The sequence below is a fragment of the Alkalibacterium thalassium genome, assembly GCF_900101165.1.
Lineage (GTDB): Bacteria > Bacillota > Bacilli > Lactobacillales > Carnobacteriaceae_A > Alkalibacterium > Alkalibacterium indicireducens.
In genome coordinates this window covers 47,536-64,737 of record NZ_FNFK01000005.1, presented here as the reverse complement: position 1 = coordinate 64,737, position 17,202 = coordinate 47,536, and the positions used below count along the sequence as shown (strand labels likewise).

General features: G+C 43.0%; 16 protein-coding genes. All 16 read right to left on the bottom strand.

What is annotated here, in order from left to right; all coding sequences use genetic code 11:
- Positions 1 to 71 precede the first annotated feature (71 nt).
- Positions 72 to 1,424 carry a 16S rRNA (cytosine(967)-C(5))-methyltransferase RsmB gene (rsmB, locus tag BLR76_RS02460; protein WP_091265027.1) on the bottom strand — a complete coding sequence of 451 codons (1,353 nt, stop codon included), beginning with the start codon at positions 1,422 to 1,424 and terminating at the stop codon, positions 72 to 74.
- Positions 1,417 to 2,361 (bottom strand): methionyl-tRNA formyltransferase, encoded by a 945-nt coding sequence (gene fmt / locus BLR76_RS02455; protein WP_091265023.1) that lies wholly within the window; start codon positions 2,359 to 2,361, stop codon positions 1,417 to 1,419. Before fmt ends, rsmB begins: the two co-directional genes overlap by 8 nt.
- 19 nt (positions 2,362 to 2,380) lie before the next feature.
- On the bottom strand, positions 2,381 to 4,795 hold the full coding sequence (gene priA / locus BLR76_RS02450) for a primosomal protein N' (RefSeq protein WP_091265021.1): 2,415 nt from the start codon (positions 4,793 to 4,795) through the stop codon (positions 2,381 to 2,383).
- A 13-nt stretch (positions 4,796 to 4,808) separates the two neighbouring features.
- A complete protein-coding gene (gene coaBC, locus BLR76_RS02445; RefSeq protein ID WP_091265018.1) occupies positions 4,809 to 6,008 on the bottom strand; it encodes a bifunctional phosphopantothenoylcysteine decarboxylase/phosphopantothenate--cysteine ligase CoaBC in 1,200 nt (399 codons plus the stop codon).
- A 151-nt stretch (positions 6,009 to 6,159) separates the two neighbouring features.
- Positions 6,160 to 6,372: a DNA-directed RNA polymerase subunit omega gene (rpoZ, locus tag BLR76_RS02440; protein ID WP_091265016.1), complete on the bottom strand. Its 213-nt coding sequence runs from the start codon at positions 6,370 to 6,372 to the stop codon at positions 6,160 to 6,162.
- Entirely contained in the window at positions 6,373 to 6,990 is a 618-nt protein-coding gene (gmk, locus tag BLR76_RS02435) for a guanylate kinase (protein WP_091265014.1), read from the bottom strand.
- Positions 6,991 to 7,079: 89 nt separating this feature from the next.
- Positions 7,080 to 8,453, bottom strand: coding sequence for a patatin-like phospholipase family protein (locus tag BLR76_RS02430; RefSeq protein ID WP_091265012.1), 1,374 nt, complete (start codon positions 8,451 to 8,453; stop codon positions 7,080 to 7,082).
- 131 nt (positions 8,454 to 8,584) lie between these two features.
- On the bottom strand, positions 8,585 to 9,217 hold the full coding sequence (locus BLR76_RS02425; RefSeq protein ID WP_091265010.1) for a V-type ATP synthase subunit D: 633 nt from the start codon (positions 9,215 to 9,217) through the stop codon (positions 8,585 to 8,587).
- A 5-nt stretch (positions 9,218 to 9,222) separates the two neighbouring features.
- Entirely contained in the window at positions 9,223 to 10,599 is a 1,377-nt protein-coding gene (locus tag BLR76_RS02420) for a V-type ATP synthase subunit B (RefSeq protein ID WP_091265074.1), read from the bottom strand.
- A complete protein-coding gene (locus BLR76_RS02415; protein ID WP_425425692.1) occupies positions 10,592 to 12,322 on the bottom strand; it encodes a V-type ATP synthase subunit A in 1,731 nt (576 codons plus the stop codon). Before BLR76_RS02415 ends, BLR76_RS02420 begins: the two co-directional genes overlap by 8 nt.
- A gap of 66 nt (positions 12,323 to 12,388) precedes the next feature.
- The gene (locus BLR76_RS02410; protein ID WP_091265004.1) at positions 12,389 to 12,700 is read right to left on the bottom strand and encodes a V-type ATP synthase subunit F; all 312 of its coding nucleotides are present in this window, start codon (positions 12,698 to 12,700) and stop codon (positions 12,389 to 12,391) included.
- Positions 12,690 to 13,694: a V-type ATP synthase subunit C gene (locus BLR76_RS02405; protein ID WP_091265003.1), complete on the bottom strand. Its 1,005-nt coding sequence runs from the start codon at positions 13,692 to 13,694 to the stop codon at positions 12,690 to 12,692. Before BLR76_RS02405 ends, BLR76_RS02410 begins: the two co-directional genes overlap by 11 nt.
- 14 nt (positions 13,695 to 13,708) lie before the next feature.
- Positions 13,709 to 14,287, bottom strand: coding sequence for a V-type ATP synthase subunit E (locus tag BLR76_RS02400; RefSeq protein ID WP_091265000.1), 579 nt, complete (start codon positions 14,285 to 14,287; stop codon positions 13,709 to 13,711).
- A gap of 110 nt (positions 14,288 to 14,397) precedes the next feature.
- Entirely contained in the window at positions 14,398 to 14,874 is a 477-nt protein-coding gene (locus tag BLR76_RS02395) for a V-type ATP synthase subunit K (RefSeq protein ID WP_091264998.1), read from the bottom strand.
- Between the two features lie 32 nt (positions 14,875 to 14,906).
- Positions 14,907 to 16,868, bottom strand: a complete 1,962-nt coding sequence (locus BLR76_RS02390; RefSeq protein ID WP_091264996.1) for a V-type ATP synthase subunit I — start codon at positions 16,866 to 16,868, stop codon at positions 14,907 to 14,909.
- Positions 16,855 to 17,181, bottom strand: coding sequence for a hypothetical protein (locus tag BLR76_RS02385; RefSeq protein ID WP_091264994.1), 327 nt, complete (start codon positions 17,179 to 17,181; stop codon positions 16,855 to 16,857). The genes BLR76_RS02390 and BLR76_RS02385 overlap by 14 nt, the downstream gene beginning before the upstream one ends.
- Positions 17,182 to 17,202: the final 21 nt, after the last annotated feature.

Here is a 17,202-nt window from a genome sequence, read left to right as displayed (position 1 = left end):
TGTATCACTCCATATTTTCCTATGTAAATCACCGACCATAAGTCTATGATCAGTGAACAGAATTAAACTGACTATGTCTTTCTCAAAGAAGCTATGAAAAAACCGTCCGTATGGTACCGATGCGGGTACAGATGAAGAAAGCCATTTTCAGATAGCTTGATGCTCGAGTTATTTCTATAAACCGGTTCGATTTCATATGAAGGCTGTTCTGAGAGGAAAGCTTCTACCACGTCATCATTTTCTTTTCTGGTGATTGTGCAAGTACTGTAAACAAGTCGTCCACCTTTTTTCAGCAGCGGAGCGACAGAAGTCAGAATATCCAGCTGGACTTTCTGCAGAGCATTTATATCTGACAGTCTTTTCTGGTAGCGGATATCTGGTTTCCTTCTCATAAGACCTAAGCCTGAACACGGGGCATCAATAAGTATCTTGTCGAATGACTCGTGTTCAAATGTTTCAGCGGCTTTTCTCGCATCCATGGCATTCGTTATTATTATATCAGCAAATCCCAGTCGATCCGCATTTTCTCTTATTTTTCTTATTTTTTTCTCATGAAGATCAAGAGCGGTCACCTGTCCGCCTTTGGTTTTATCCAGATAAGTGGCGATGTGGGTGGTTTTCCCCCCTGGTGCTGCACAAGCGTCCAGAACCGCATCCCCAGCTTCAATTTGCAGTGCTTCAGCAACAAGCATGGAACTTTCGTCCTGAATCGTGATGACTCCATCCTTAAATAATGACGAGTGCACAGGCAGACCTCGCAGACAAATCAGTCCGTTTGCAGACACTTTGCTCTTTTCAGTTTCAAATCCTTCCAGTTCCAGATGCCTCTGAACGTCTTCCACAGACTTGAGTGTCGTGTTAACCCTTAAACTTAAGCGGGCCTTGTCAGATAAGGAATCGAGTATTTGTTCTGTCTCTTCCATTCCAACTTCTTCTGATAGAAGTGTAACGATCCACTCAGGGTAACTGTACATAATGGACAATTTTTTTATCGGTTCACTGATGTCATCTGCTGAGCGTACGCCTTTTCGCTCAATAGCACGGAGTACGCCGTTGACAAACCCTGCGATCCCTCTGTTTCCTCTGACCTTAGCAATATTAACAGCTTCATTGACTATCGCATGCATAGGTATTTTATCGAGAAGTGTGATTTGGTATAAGGATACACGCAGCAGCTGCATGACCCATCCATCTATTTTCTTCTGTTTTCTGATAAATGGATCCAGTTGATAATCCAGCTTCATCTTATTCTGAATGACACCATATACCAGCTCAGTCAGAAAACGTGTATCTTCTGGAGACAGCTGATTCTGTCTGAGGACATCGTTCAGTACAATATTACTGAATGCCTGACTGGCTTCAACCTTGTCGAAAATTTCAACAGCCAGGTAACGGCTGCTTTGCTTTATCTTCTGATTACTCAAATCGTTCCCCTTCTTCTAAGTGGTTGACTGCTCCGGACAGAAAGTCTTCTATCGTCATTTTAGGCTTACCGAATGGCTGAACTTCCTTAAGGGACAAGACAGTCTGTTCTCCGCACTGAATCTGCATGTCCTTATTTGTAAGTCTGACTATCGTTCCAGGCTCTTTATCAGATGATTGACTGACTGCCTCTGCCCGCCAGATCTTGAATCTCTGACCTTTCAGCAAGGTATATGCTCCGGGAAATGTATTCATTCCACGTACTTTAAAAGCGATGGTCTCTGCTCGCTTAGTCCAGTCGATTTTTTCTTCTTCTCTGGAAATCATCGGTGAATAGGTCACTTCAGACAAATCCTGACTTGTAGGTGTGTGAGTCCCGGAAAAGATATCCGGAAGGGTGTCCAGAAGGAGGTCTCTACCGATCAAACTTAATTTACCGAAAAGCGTTCCAACAGTATCTTCCGGATCAATTCTCAGAGACCTTTGGGAAATGATGTCTCCTGCATCCATTTCCTTTTCCATGTACATGATGGTTACACCTGTTTCTCTATCCCCATTGATTAGTGCATAATGAATAGGCGCCGCACCTCTGTACTTTGGAAGCAGAGATGCGTGCACATTGACTGCCTTATACTTTGGCGCTTTAAGCATTTTCGTCGGCACATACTGTCCATAGGCAGCGGTAACGATGATATCAGGTTCAAGCGCAAGCACCTGATTCATCTCTTCGGATCCTGACAGTTTTTCCGGTTGGAAAACAGCAATGCCATGTTCAACGGCTTTCTTTTTAACAGGTGGCGGAGTCACCACCTTTTTACGTCCCACTTTACGGTCCGGCTGAGTGACAACTCCAATCACCTCGTAATTTTCTTCCTGTATAAGTCCTTCCAGTATCGGTACTGAAAATTCAGGTGTTCCCATAAATACTATTTTATACATAGGATAAACCCCTTTCCTCTTAAATAAAGTCGAGCGGATGATAGTCCAAGGATATATACAGACCTTTAGCTTGTTCTTTCTGGGTATTCATCAGCAGCTCATGGCACTTTTCTTTAAGTTTCTCTTCTTTTTTATATTTGATGATCGTCTGGAAATGATAGCGGTTATGTGTTCTGGCAATGGACTTTGGAGTCGGTCCTAATATAATAGCCTGTTCACTTAAAGACGGTTTCAAAAACTCTATGAATTCATGAATTTTCTTAGCTGCAGTCATTTCGTTCTCATGACTGACTGACAGCTTAAGCAGAAAATAATAAGGACTGTATTCACTGAGCCGTCTCAGATTCATCTCTTTTTTGAAAAATGAATCATAATCGTGATGCTTTGCTTTCTGAATGGCGTAATGATCAGGATTGTAAGACTGGACAATGACTTCTCCAGTCTTCTGTCCACGTCCGGATCGCCCACTCACCTGAGTAAGCAGCTGAAAGGTTTTTTCTGCAGACCGGAAATCCGGTAGTCCAAGAGATGTGTCTGCATTAATGACCCCAACTAGAGTGACATCCGGAAAATCCAGACCTTTGGCTATCATCTGAGTCCCGAGCAAGATATCAGCCTGTTTCTGTTCAAACCGCTTGAACAGTTTCTGATGTGCCCCTTTTTTTCTTGTAGTATCAACATCCATACGAATGATGCGGGCGTCTGGAAGATACTCCTGCAGTTCCTCTTCAACTTTTTGAGTCCCGGTACCGTAGTAACGGATCGCAGGGCTTGTACATATCGGACAGTTTCTTGGAATCCCTTCTTCATGGCCGCAGTAGTGGCACTTCATTGTCTTAGTATCCATATGAAGGGTCTGAGATATGTCACAATTGGGACATTCCAGTACGTATCCGCAGTCCCGACAGAGGACAAACGATGAGTAGCCTCTTCGGTTCAAAAGCAGGACAGCCTGTTCATTCTTATGGATGCGCTTGTCCAGCTCAGTCAGGAGCACGTCTGAAAAAGTGGATCGGTTACCGTTTTTAGCTTCCTCACGCATATCGATAACCTTAACTTGCGGCATAGCAGCCTGGTTAGCCCGCTCACTCAGTTCCAGAAGGGTATATACTCCTTTCATCGCTCGCGCCCTTGATTCCAGAGAAGGCGTTGCACTTCCCAGCAGGACAGGACAGTTATGATACTGTCCCCGCCAGACTGCTACATCACGGGCATGGTATTTAGGAAACTCTTCCTGCTTGTAGGTCGTTTCGTGTTCTTCGTCAATGATAATCAGCCCGATCTTTTTTAGTGGCGCAAAAATACTGGAACGGGCGCCTACCACTACTTGAGCCTGTCCTCTCTCGATCTTTCTCCATTCATCATACTTTTCGCCATCAGACAAGCCGCTGTGCAGAACAGCTACACGGTCTCCGAAACGTCCTTTGAATCGTTCGACCATCTGTGGTGTCAGGGCAATTTCAGGTACAAGCATGAGAGCCCCTTTATCCTTTTCTAGAACTTCAGAAATCGTCTGAAGATAAACTTCCGTCTTGCCGCTTCCTGTCACCCCCTGAAGCAGAAAGACTTCATGCTGTTCAGTCTTTACAGCCCGATCGATCGTGTCGAAAGCCAATTTCTGATCGGCTGTCAGAGAAAGCGGCTGACTCTGTTCAAAAGTAATATCTGAAAAAGGATCTCTCAGGACTTCCTTCTCGACAACTTCACACCAGCCTTTTCCTTCTCCCGTCCGAATATGAGACAAGGACAGACCGTGTTCTTTAAATGCTGTGACAGGCTGCTCCTCTTCTTTTTCCATCTGCTGCAGCAGGTTTAAAAGGATCAGCTGCTTGTGCGCATTTGACGGAATCCCCATCTTCATTTCTTCCAGGTGCTCATATGACAATAACGGTCTGACATATTTTTCTTTTTTGACTGTACTCTTGTCTGTAACGAGGTAATCGATATGCACTTTATTTTCTTTTTCCAGTTTAAGGACAATATCCAGGCTGTCAGCTTTCTCAGCCTCTTCCCAGCTTATTCGATCTTTGCCTTTAAACAAATCGAACAGCAGGTCTTCATCAATCTCATCGATAACACGTATTACTCTGACATAACGCGCTTTTAGTACAGCAGGAAGCATTGTCTGATAGCATTTGATCTGAAAACTGAAAGTCTGATAAGCCAGGTCGCTGCCAAGAGTAATCATTTCTTCACTCAGTACCGGCGAGTTATCCATGAGGGACTGGATTTCTTTTATATCGCCCGAAAAAGTCGTCTGATCACTGAAGCCCACGACAAAGCCCTGGACCGTTCGGCTTCCCTTACCAAAAGGTACGATCACTCTCATGCCTTTCTGAATAAACGCTTCAAAACGCTCTGGGATTTTATAGGAATAAGGCTGATTTGTCTGTAACGTAGGCACGTCCACTATAACTTCAGCAAATAATGCCATCTGATTCTTCCTTTCAGTTCATATTAGTGACCAACCAGTCTATGACCTCGACTGAAACATCTGATTTGCTCCTCAAACTTATCGTAACAGGTTCCGACTTTCTCGACAGCATGGTCACTTCATTTTCATCAACATTGAAGCCTCTGTCTTTTTTCCCGACGTCATTGGCAATAATCAAGTCAGCATTTTTATCATTCAGCTTCTTTTCTGCGTATCGAATCAGATCTTCCGTTTCAGCTGCAAAACCGATGAGCAACTGATCTGGTTTTTTCTTTTCTCCTAGACTTTTTAGTATATCCGGGTTTTTTCTGAATGATAATGTGAGGCTATCTTTTTTCTTCATCTTCTGTTTTTCAACGGTAGCAGGCGTATAATCGGATACTGCAGCAGCCATGATCACTGCATCCGCATCGTCAAATTCATCAGTCACAGTTCTCAGCATCTCTTCAGCAGATTCAACAGGGACACGCGTAATATAATCTGGTGTAGCCAGCTGACTTGCACTGATCAATACCACTTCGGCTCCTCTCTTCCAGGCTTCCACTGCCAATGCATGTCCCATTTTTCCTGACGAGTCATTTGTAATATACCTGACCGGATCGATCCGTTCTTTTGTTCCACCAGCAGTCACAATGATTTTTTTGTTTCTTAGAGGAAGCTTCTCAGAGTAATCTCGGATAAAAGCTTCCAGCTCGTCTATTATTCTGGATTTTTCAGGAAAACGTCCTTCTCCACTGTACCCTTCAGCCAGAAACCCAGTATCAGGGCTCATGACACCTATTCCTCTAGCTGAAAGCTTCTCAATATTTTCCTGAGTCACGGTATTTCTGTACATATTTCCATTCATCGCAGGTACAGTGAATACTGGATGGGTCACTGCAAGAAGAGCTGATGTCACGAAATTATCAGCTAACCCATGTGCCATCTTTGCCAATGTATTGGCAGTAAGGGGCGCTACTATAGAGTAGTCCGCCCAGTCAGCCAAATTGATATGATTGACTGTACTAGGGTCGTCTTCAGCAAATGTATCAATATAAACAGTATGTTTGCTCAGAATCTGAAAGGTCAGGGGTGTGACGAACTCTGCTGCTCCTTTTGTCATAGCCACCCTTACCTCTGCTCCATTTTTTATCAGTTCTCTCAACAAGTCCACTGCTTTGTATACAGCTATTCCTCCCGTTACATACAGGGCTATCTTTTTTCCATTGATCATTACGTCACCTCATTGCTGTTTTTATTAGTTTACCAATTTTCAGCCTATGTGTCCTCATAGTACTTTCCCAGTTTATACACTAGAAAAAACCTCTGAACTTGTCCGGCAAAGAAAAATCTTTGATGAACAGACGATCAGAGGTTTCATTGATTTAATTTGAAAGACTATCCGGATCGATGACCAGATCACCGGATTTAATTTCTTCTAGGGCCTTCCCGACATTTTTAACACTCTGGTACGTTTCCAGCATAGCAGCTGACGGATTGTCGTGAAGTTGTTTGGCTCTCTTGGCAGCCAGTATCACCAATGAATATTTCGAATCGATCTTTTTAAGTAAATCATCCTGTGAAGGGTATAACAGCATTTATTCCATCTCCTCTATAATTTCTGCGTACTCTCTTAAATTCCTTGTCACTTTGAGGTGTTCACTTTCTATGATGTTTCTGATTTTTCTTGCTGCATTTTTAACTGTATCGTTTTCTACCACATAGTCGTAATACTGAATCAGCTTAAGTTCTTCTACAGCTTTATGCATTCGTCTCTCAATCATTTCATCACTGTCTGTTCCACGGTTGACGATTCTTGACTTAAGTTCATCCAGATCCGGTGGCGATAGAAATATAAAGATTCCCTCAGGCATTTTTTCTCGGACTTTCAAAGCTCCCTGGACCTCGATTTCCAAAAAGACATCCCGACCTTCATCCAGCGTCTGATTGACGTACTCCAATGGGGTTCCATAGTAGTTTCCAACATATTCAGCATACTCCAGCAGACCATCTTCAGCTATCAGCTGTTCGAACTCTTCTTTAGTTCTGAAATAGTAGTCAATGCCTTCTTTTTCACCCTCACGTCTCTTGCGTGTGGTCATTGATATGGAATAATCAAATTCATTTGAATAATTATCGAAAATAGCTTTTCTCACTGTTCCTTTTCCTACCCCGGACGGGCCGGACAGAACGATTAACAATCCTCTATCTTTCATTTACAAGTCCTTCCCAACACAAATTCTCCATGAAAACTTATCCCCAATTCTACCATATCAGACTGTAGAATTGAAAGTTAATTTTGATTTTACCTATACAAACCTAAATTTTTGTTCAAAAGATATTTACAGTATAAAGCAATAATGAACGGAAAAGGTCTGGTTCGAATCATTAGCTTATAGAAAGGGGTATCCCACTTCAGCTGCTCATCTTCAAGTCTCTCAAAAATCTGTATGACAAGTGTCCGGTTCGATATCAGCGGTAATCCTTCAAGAAATTCTTCCGTCCACTCTTTTCCACTTAAGAGAAATCTGGGTTCAAACTCATTTATAGGATTTTTCCGTTCTGCATCTCTCATTTTAATCAGACGATGGATTATCTCATTTTGAAACTTGTCTATACTGTATATTTTATCAGGGATCATGTTGAACAATTTACCTGTCAGTTCACATAAAGCTAGAGAAACAGTGGTTTCATCCACAGCGCTGCCCCATCGTTTCTCAATCTCTCTCAAAAAGATCAGCTGATGATTATCCCTTTTAATATATTCATAGACCCCTTTTGACCGTTTACCAGTCAAAAGCCCATTCAAAGCGAGATAGAAGACAGAGGCGTCTGTTTCTACTGTGTCTGTATCATAAGTATACCATAGTCCTCTATAGATATCCGGCCTGGCTAACTTCATAGTCTCGCAGTAGCCCAGTTCTATATTCACTTCTGTCCTGTTCGTATCAAACAGCAGCATATCTCCAAGCGGCCACTTTGTTCGGATCAGCAGTGACTCGCATTCTTCTATCCGGTGGTCATAATGGAGTAGTCCAGGGCCCTGGAGGTCAACAAGGACAATCTGGTCGGGCAATTTATCCAGTGCCATGTTTATCGGAATGTTATTCCAGTAGCCCCCATCGATGTACGGGGTCCCGTCGATCATTTTTTTCTGAATGGCTGGATAAAGTGACGCACTGGCTAGAAGGTAGTCATTAAGCCTGCCTTCTTCAATATCGTCCAGAAAATAATACTCGATTTCTCTCGTCTTCAAGTTGGTTGTCGATAGACCGAAAATTGTACCGTCACTTCTTATCCTGCTCTCATCATCAATATACGTATCAATTAGAGCTTTTAGAGGAGCTGAACTAATTCCTTTTTCTCTGATTATCCTGATCAGAAAACCAGTCAGAGTACGTCGATAGTCTTTAAAACTGTCGATCGACAGTGGTGCATCGAGATCCAGAACCTTGCCGGTTTCAATTTCTTTCCACATCCTCTCCGCCTCAGAGACATTGCCCAGAATATACAGTGCACCGTTCAGGGCACCTACAGATGTGCCTGTGATGATATCCGGAACATAGTCAAGCTCATCAAGAGCTCTCCAGACACCTATTTCAAATGAGCCGCGCTCACCGCCTCCACCAAAAACGAGTGCTCTCTTTTTATTCTTTTTTTCAAAAAAAGATGGTGTCATGACTCTTGCCTCCTGGCTGATAGCCTATCTTCATTCTATTAAGTTTCTAGTTGTCCATACTATGTAAAAACAGTGAAAACAGATATAAGAACTTATGCCTTATTCTCCATTTTCACTGTAATTATCAACTGTTACTGTCCCATATCCTTAACTTTCATCAGTCGGGTAATAGCTGAACGTTCACTCTCATCAAGTTTCATCCGAATAAAGTAAATCGTTTCCTCAAGCTGAGGAATGGTCATATATTCCAGAGCATTGACTCGTCTTCGTGTTTTCTCAATTTCATCTGCCATCAGCTGACAAGTTTTTTCGATTTCAGCGAGTTCAAGCATATCTGGCATGACATCGATTAGGTATTCAAAGGTCAGATCCAGTTCACCGTTGGAATTCAAATATCCATAGCTTAAGTCGGCTGCGTCGTTCGTATGATCATCATAATGGAAGTTCATCTGTGGTACGCGAACACTCATGATGTTCTTACGATCGATATTCAAGGATACACTTCGGCTTGGTACAGCCATCAGTTCTTCAATATAATTTTCATGAAGTAATGACTTGGCCATTGCGAATGACTGCATTGCTTTCTCGAGCTTTTCTTCTACCTGGTTTCTAAGTTCATTATTCTTCCTGATGAGCTGAATGAACTGACGCATTAGTTCATCCTGCTTGTCTTTCAGAAGCTTGTGCCCTCTGCTGGCAAGATTCAATCTTTTTTTTAGATTTGCCAGTTCCATACGAGTGGGGTTGACATTTAATTTAGCCATTTACCTCACTCTCCTTTTGGCAGATACTTGTCAAGCATATCATCCTTGATACGTTTCAGCTCTGCACGAGGCAGAACTTTCAGAAGTTCCCAGCCTAGGTCCAGAGTTTCCTGAATCGTACGGTTAGTATAGTTCCCCTGATTCACGTACTCTTTTTCGAATTTATTTGTAAACTCGACATATTTTCTGTCTGTTTCAGACAGTGCAGCTTCACCTAACACGGCAGAGAGTTCCTTAGCCTCTTTACCCTGTGCATAGGCAGAGAAAATCTGGTTCATTGTAGGCGCGTGGTCCACTCTGGTCTTTCCTTCTCCCGTACCTTTATCTTTCAATCTGGACAGAGAAGGCAGAACATTGATTGGAGGCTGATAGCCCTGGTTATACAGGTCCCGTGATAGGATGATCTGCCCTTCAGTAATATACCCTGTCAGATCGGGAATCGGATGGGTAATGTCATCCTCAGGCATGGTCAGAATCGGAATCTGTGTTACAGACCCTTTGGTTCCTTCCAGACGACCTGCGCGCTCATAAAGTGTAGCCAGGTTGGTATACAGGTATCCAGGATACCCACGACGACCAGGTACCTCACGGCGGGCAGCAGAAATTTCACGCAGCGCTTCGGCATAGTTTGTCATATCGGTCATGATGACCAGAACATGCATATCTTTTTCGAAAGCCAGGTATTCTGCAGCAGTCAAGGCCATTCTTGGTGTCGCAATACGTTCGATCGCCGGATCATCTGCAAGGTTGATGAACAGAACAGACCGGTCGATCGCTCCGGTTTTTTTGAAGTCATTCATGAAGTACTCGGCTTCTTCAAATGTGATACCGATCGCAGCAAATACAACGGCAAATTTCTCATCTGTATTCGTTACACTGGCCTGTCGGGCAATCTGTGCAGCGAGTTCTTTGTGCGGAAGTCCAGAACCGGAAAATACCGGAAGCTTCTGCCCACGAACAAGCGTGTTTAGGTGATCGATTGTAGAAATACCTGTCTGAATAAATTCATCCGGATAGTCTCTTGCAATCGGATTGATCGCAATTCCATTGATGTCCAGACTTTTTTCAGGAATCAGGTTCGGTCCACCATCACTGACTCGCCCCATCCCATCAAATGTTCGTCCGATCATATCTTCTGATACATCTAGTGAGAGAGGTTTAGCCAGGAAACGTACTTTAGTATCTTCCAGGTTGATCCCTGTTGATCCTTCAAAAAGCTGTACCACAGCTTTGTCTCCGTTGATTTCAAGAACCTGTCCTCTCCGGCGCTCACCGGTCTGAAGTTCGATGTCGACCAGCTCGTCAAACTTGACGCCTTCGACACCTTCAACTGTCATCAGCGGGCCGACGACTTCTGAAACTGTTTTATACTCTTTAAGCATCTGATTCAACACCGCCTTTCTCTAATACTGTCTGAATATCATCTTTCGTTTGATTACGGATCGTTTCAATTGTCTTAATATCATCTTCACTGATATATTTCATTCGACCGACACGTTCACGTACATTGTCTGTGCCTTTAATGATTTCATCATAATAGGCGCCCAGATCCATCGCACGAACAGCCTGATCTTCAAAGTTAAGGATGGTAAACAGCATTTCATACTGCTTGTTTCTTGATGTGTAGGTATCTACATCATCGAAGGCATTCTGCTGAAGGAAGTCCTCACGAATCATTCTGGCAACAACCAGTTTCAGACGGTCGCGTTCTGATAGAGATTCTACTCCGACTAGTCGGACGATTTCCTGCAGTTCCGATTCATCCTGTAAGAGGGCTTTCGCTCGCGTTACCATGTCATTCCAGTCTTCTCCGAGCTGCTTACCTACATAGTCATTCATTTCATTACTATATAGTGAATAGGAATTCAACCAGTTGATCGATGGGAAGTGACGTCTTTGGGCAAGGGAACTGTCCAGACCCCAGAATACTTTAGCGACACGCAAGGTATTCTGCGTTACCGGTTCAGAAGTATCTCCTCCAGGAGGGGACACGGCACCGATCGCTGTTATGCTTCCAGTACGGTCTCCAGATCCAAGCGTAACCACTTTACCTGCACGTTCATAGTATTCTGCAAGACGAGAGCCCAGATAGGCTGGATACCCTTCATCACCAGGCATTTCTTCCAGACGACCTGACATTTCACGTAAGGCTTCAGCCCATCGTGATGTCGAATCTGCCATGATTGCTACAGAATAGCCCATATCACGGAAATATTCAGCAATTGTAATACCCGTGTAGATAGAGGCTTCACGCGCAGCAACGGGCATATTGGAAGTGTTGGCAATCAGTACAGTCCGCTCCATAATTGATTCTCCAGTATTCGGGTCGATCAGTTCAGGGAACTCATTGATAACGTCTGTCATCTCATTCCCGCGTTCTCCGCAGCCTACATAGACCACCAAGTCAACGTCTGCCCATTTTGCGATCTGGTGCTGAACGACAGTTTTACCTGCTCCGAAAGGTCCAGGAACAGCAGCCGCGCCACCTTTGGCAACTGGGAAGAATGTATCAATAACTCGCTGACCGGTAATAAGCGGTTCTTCCGGGTTCAGCTTTGTCTTGATTGGACGGCCTCTTCTGACTGGCCATTTCTGCATCATAGTAAATTCTTTTTCGCCATCTTCAGTTTCAAGCACGTAGATTGGGTCGCTTATAGTGAAGGAACCAGAAGAAATAGATTTGATTTTACCTTTAACGCCGAAAGGCACCATGATGCGGTGTTCAATTACTTTAGTTTCCTGAACAATACCGACAATGTCTCCTTCAGATACTTCTGTTCCTTCTTCCAGAGAAGGAGTGAATTCCCACTGTTTCTCACGATTCAGCGGCTCGATCGACATGCCGCGTTCAAGAAAGTTACTGTTTGTTTTTTCCATAAATTCATCTAGTGGTCTCTGGATTCCGTCAAACATCTGAGAAATCATACCCGGAGCAAGCTCAACGGATAATGCTTCACCAGTCGTTTCGACGACTTCTCCTGGACCTACCATAGACGTTTCTTCGTAAACCTGTATAGAGGCAACGTCGTTTCTCATTTCAATGATTTCACCAATAAGGCCTAGTTTACCTACACGGCAAATATCTTGTATATTAGCTGTTTCCATCCCTTTTGCTGTGACCAAAGGGCCAGAAACACTTACAATCGTTCCTTTACTCAAAATCGTACCCTCCTATAAAATATTTTGACCCACTGCTTTTTCGACATTTTCCTGCACACGTTTCTTACCGATGCCACGTGAGCCTGTATGATTAGGGATCAAAATGATGGCAGGTTTCATTTTAGCGTCATAGCGTCTGATTGTTTCAGGGACTAATTCTGCTAATTGTTCTGTCAAGTAAATCACACCATAATCTTTGTCTGACAGATTGTCGATGATTCGACGGGTCTCTTTCGCTTCAGATGCGAAGTAAACAGAAAAGCCGAGCATTTTGAATGCCAGAACGGAATCTTTGTCTCCGACAACTCCAATTTTATTGGGCATAGTTCAATCGCATCCTTTCTCTGATCGCATCAGCAGGTACACCATTTTCCTTACCTGAAAGAATAAGTCTGAGGTTTTTGACTTCAATTTCCTTAGCATAAAGATAAGCAAGCACCGGCATCGGACCAAAAGACTGAAGTCTGGCATCTCTCATCATATTCATGTACGCATCATCTGTCTGATGATCGATCCTGACAGTAGATAGTTCATTCGTTTCAGAATCGACAGACTGTTCGATCAATTTTCTGTAATCACTTGTTCTAAAATACTGTAGCGCATACTGCTGCCCATTATCTGCAATTTCGAGCAGATCTTCTTTAGGAATAGATCCGGAACTTGAAAGAACAGTCAGCAGAAAATTGCGTGTTCTATTCTGTTTCATTCCTCTGACCAAAGTAGATATGTTGTTATAATCTATAAGCGTTTCTATCAGTTCAGGCACGCCCTCTTCACCTGTCTGGTCAGCCAGAAGACGAAGATGTGTAAAGTACCGTCTGTCCAGTATGATATCGACAGACTGAACGTTCTGATACTGATCGTAATCCTCCTGAAGTTCATGGATGCTGTCCATATACTCAGCAGGAAGGACATCAGATTCACCTGTTCTGACTGCCTGTCTCAATTCTGATACAGGATAACGGCCGATCGGGATGAATAAATGATCCAGATTCTGATCTGTAAACTCCTCTTTAAAGAGAACTTTCAGGTTGTGATAAGCATACCTCAATCCAGCAAGCTCTATAAGTTCCTTGTTGGGAACAATCTTTAACAGCTCATCGAATGTCTGGTGGAGCTCATTCATGAACATCTCATCATAACTTTTATCTTCTTTGATTCTATCGACGTCATTCCTGTAAGGTGTTTCTCTCAGCACGTTGACAGCATCTTCAAAAGAATCGGCAGTCAGCATGCGTTCGAAATGAGATCGAGTGAGGAGATCGTTCTCGTAAATCCGTATGAGAACATTACTTGAACCATAAGCGGTATCTTTCAACTGTATTCTCCTCCTTAAAATAATTCGTTAGATATATCTGGTAAAATGTCCGTTCTGGCATCTTCCACTAAAGAATCGAATAAGAAGTTGTATTCTATGCCATTTTTTTCAATAATGAAGCCGGACTGTCCTTTTACAGTATCCTTGGATACCAGCACAGTCAGCTCAGCAGGTTTATTAGAAGTTACCCAAGTTCCGTCAATAGAATGGGCAGACTTTTCTCCCAGTTTCAACGTCACTTGTCCTTCTTTGTCGAACTGTTTCAATACGTTCGCAGTAAACTGTCTGAATGTCTCATCATCCAGATTATCCAGTCTGTTTTTAGCCTCTTTGAACATGTTGTCCAGAATAGACTGTTTCGCAGCCAGCACCTCATTGCGCCGTCTGATATCCAATGTGTTTCTTCGAATCGTGTAATCATGTTCGGCATCTGATTCGATCTGCTCCTTAGCTTGAAGGCGTTTCTGTACCTCTTCTGCTTCGGCAGCCTGAATGTCATCTTCAGCCTGTTTTTTAGCTTCTTCAATTTCATTTCGGATAGCCGCTTTTTCTTTTTCAACGACTCGTTCAGTCAGTAATTTTAAATCTGCCATGATTTCCCTCCTGTTCAGAGTAATAATAATGAAATGAAACAAGGAATTCAGTTTATTAAGTGACAGATGGCTGTCTGATCACTGAATTCTAAATTCCTTTCTCTCATTTATTACATGAAGATTATCATCATCAGGGAAATAACGAAACCTAAAATTGCATATGTTTCAACCATCGCTGAATAAATGATCCCTTTAGTTGTGTGTTCAGGTTTTTGAGCTAGGATCTGCATTGCAGCTACTGAGACACGACCCTGAAGCGTACCGGATGTCAGTCCAGTAAATCCTACAGGAAGTCCGACCATCAGATAGTACCATCCAGTTGATACGTCAAGGTTAGTAGACAAGTTGATAATAATCAGCAGTCCGATAACGAAACCGTAAAGTCCCTGTGTTGCTGGAAGCATCTGTAGAACAAGGGCACGACCGAATTTTTCCGGCTGTTCTTTTGTCAAGGCAGCTGCTGCTTCACCTGCAGATCCTACCCCTCTTGATGATCCGATACCTGAAAGGATGACTGCCAGAGCGACACCTACTGCACCAAATACAAAACCTAAATTATCTCCAAAAAACAGTTCAAAGTTACTCATTATTTTTTTCCTCCATTATTATAAATATAGTTTTAACCGTTATTATTGTCTTCCATCCAGACATGTTTTTCAAGCATTTTGAGTGGAGTCAGTGGTCTGCCTCCGCCTTCGAAGAATTTACCGAAGAACTCAACGTACTGCAGTCGGGATGTGTGGACATAAGCACTTAAGAATGTCAGTGCTATATTTAGTGCCTGCAGGGCAATAATGATCAGAACACCTACAGTAAATCTTGCTATAGGCGGCAGGAAACCGATGATCATATTGAACGCCATCGCAATATTTGCACTTGCTACTGCCAGTGCCATCAGTCTTGTATAACTGACAATATCTCCTACATAACCTGATATTCCATATAAATTGTATGCTCCAAGACCAATACCCAATGCTTTGTTGGAACTGGAAAGTGCTGATACGACAAGGATCCCTACTGCGTTAAGAACCACAAGTCCGATACCTATCTGCGTAAGCAGCGGCATGTTCAGCAGCATGGCTCCACCGACCCATAGGATGAAACCGATCAGCATAAGGAACCAGGCATAGCCATCGACGTATGAAGAGGCTCTCTGTCCCTGCTTTCCTTTGATGATTCCATTCAAGACGAGCCCGTAAAGCAGCTGGATCAGTCCGAGCACAACTGAAAATGCCATAATTTCAAGTACATCATCCTGTAAGGAGAAGACTTGTATGGGCAGCTCTATTCCGAAGAAACTTCCGAAAAATACTCCGAAGGCCATCGTCGGAAACGAGAGGGTGTAAAGAAACTTCAAGAAGTTCCCCATCGACCCTTCTATATTGAATGCCTTCAAGGCGAACAATGTGACTCCAAAGAGCAGCATACCGTAGCCAAGGTCGGCGGCCATCATGCCGAAGAATACCATAAAGAACGGCATCATCAACGGTGTGGGGTCGACTTCGTTGTATTTTGGATAACTGAACATCTCTGTAATCATCTCGAATGGTCGGACAAAACTGTTATTCTTCAGCACGACAGGAACCTCATTGTATTCCTTCATCATTATATCTTCGGATAGAACAGCGACTTCGCTCTCGCCGATCGTCTGATCGATGTTAGCCTTTAAAGAATCCACTTTCTCTTCCTCTATCCATCCAGATAGAAGGAACAGGTGATGGCTGTCTAGAAGAAGATTGTGTGCTTTTTCTCGTTCAGACAGATTGTAGTAATATTCCTCAGCGAGCTCCAGGTTCCTGTAGAGACTTGTCCATTTCTTCATCTCAGCAATTATCTTTTCTTTATCACCTCTGACTTGCTTCTGTTCGGTAAGATTACGGTATAACTCATCTTCCGGAAGAAGTTCATGTGTATATGTCAGTTCTCTGTAACTGTATTGAGCGACAAGATCATCAAACTGCTTTCTCTCGGTTTTAGGAAGAATGATGAGATAAGCGACTTCGTCACTTCTTCTATATACTTCGTCATAATATATTCTGCCATTATCACGTAAACCCTCAACAAGTGCTTCTGATTGTTCTTTATCAACGGTTCCCACCAGAACATCCATCAGTCTGAAATGACTGACCTCTTCAGGCTTGAAACTAAGTGCCCGCCACTTTCTCAGGAATTCTTCTTCCTGTTTGAGGTCTTTGATTTTCTCATCCAGATTGTTGAGCTGCTTTTCCTTCAGGGATACTTGCTCCAGAAGAGCATCAACGTCTGCACTCTCTACAATGCTTTCAAGTTCTTTTAATGAAAATACTTCTTTCTTAGTTTTAAGGCGCTCTATCAAACCCGGCTGTTCGACGTAATCTTGTAAGTAATTGATTGCATATTCAATATCCTGCAGTCTGGCCTGACTGTCGTTAGACAAATCACGCGAAGCACTCGTATCGAAGTCATTCAGCAGACTTTCCTCCAGAACTTCTGCTACAGGAATGATTTCAAGACTCTGCATTTCCTGGACACTCTTCAAAACAGCTTCTTTATTAGTATGTTCTGCTAATAAAGTCAGTTTTTTCATTTTAGCTATTGCCATATCGACGCAATACCTCCTCTGCTATTCGACTGGCTAGTCTGTCTTTTTCCGATTCATAGGTGCCGTTGAAACGGTTGATATCTTCATTGATCTGCTCTTCAAACACTTTCTCGTCTTCTTCCAGCCTGGACTCGACTTGTTCTTGCCACTCTTTTCTAAAAGCAGCCAGTTCGTGTTCGGTCTGTTCGGTTATCTTATCCATTCGAAGAGCAGTCCCAGCCTTGATGTCTTTTATCTCTTTTTCCGCATTGGCTCTAAGTTCTTCAACTCTAGCCTCAGCATCTTTAACATAATTAATTGCTTCACGGTTCACTTTATATTCCCCCTTTCAAAA

Excerpts from the sequence above, each read along its gene's own strand:
- fmt (WP_091265023.1), bottom strand. The coding sequence starts at position 2,361 with ATGTATAAAATAGTATTTATGGGAACACCTGAATTTTCAGTACCGATA.
- priA (WP_091265021.1), bottom strand. The coding sequence starts at position 4,795 with ATGGCATTATTTGCTGAAGTTATAGTGGACGTGCCTACGTTACAGACA.
- coaBC (WP_091265018.1), bottom strand. The coding sequence starts at position 6,008 with ATGATCAATGGAAAAAAGATAGCCCTGTATGTAACGGGAGGAATAGCT.
- rpoZ (WP_091265016.1), bottom strand. The coding sequence starts at position 6,372 with ATGCTGTTATACCCTTCACAGGATGATTTACTTAAAAAGATCGATTCG.
- gmk (WP_091265014.1), bottom strand. The coding sequence starts at position 6,990 with ATGAAAGATAGAGGATTGTTAATCGTTCTGTCCGGCCCGTCCGGGGTA.
- BLR76_RS02430 (WP_091265012.1), bottom strand. The coding sequence starts at position 8,453 with ATGACACCATCTTTTTTTGAAAAAAAGAATAAAAAGAGAGCACTCGTT.
- BLR76_RS02425 (WP_091265010.1), bottom strand. The coding sequence starts at position 9,217 with ATGGCTAAATTAAATGTCAACCCCACTCGTATGGAACTGGCAAATCTA.
- BLR76_RS02420 (WP_091265074.1), bottom strand. The coding sequence starts at position 10,599 with ATGCTTAAAGAGTATAAAACAGTTTCAGAAGTCGTCGGCCCGCTGATG.
- BLR76_RS02415 (WP_425425692.1), bottom strand. The coding sequence starts at position 12,322 with ATGGAAACAGCTAATATACAAGATATTTGCCGTGTAGGTAAACTAGGC.
- BLR76_RS02410 (WP_091265004.1), bottom strand. The coding sequence starts at position 12,700 with ATGCCCAATAAAATTGGAGTTGTCGGAGACAAAGATTCCGTTCTGGCA.
- BLR76_RS02400 (WP_091265000.1), bottom strand. The coding sequence starts at position 14,287 with ATGGCAGATTTAAAATTACTGACTGAACGAGTCGTTGAAAAAGAAAAA.
- BLR76_RS02395 (WP_091264998.1), bottom strand. The coding sequence starts at position 14,874 with ATGAGTAACTTTGAACTGTTTTTTGGAGATAATTTAGGTTTTGTATTT.
- BLR76_RS02390 (WP_091264996.1), bottom strand. The coding sequence starts at position 16,868 with ATGGCAATAGCTAAAATGAAAAAACTGACTTTATTAGCAGAACATACT.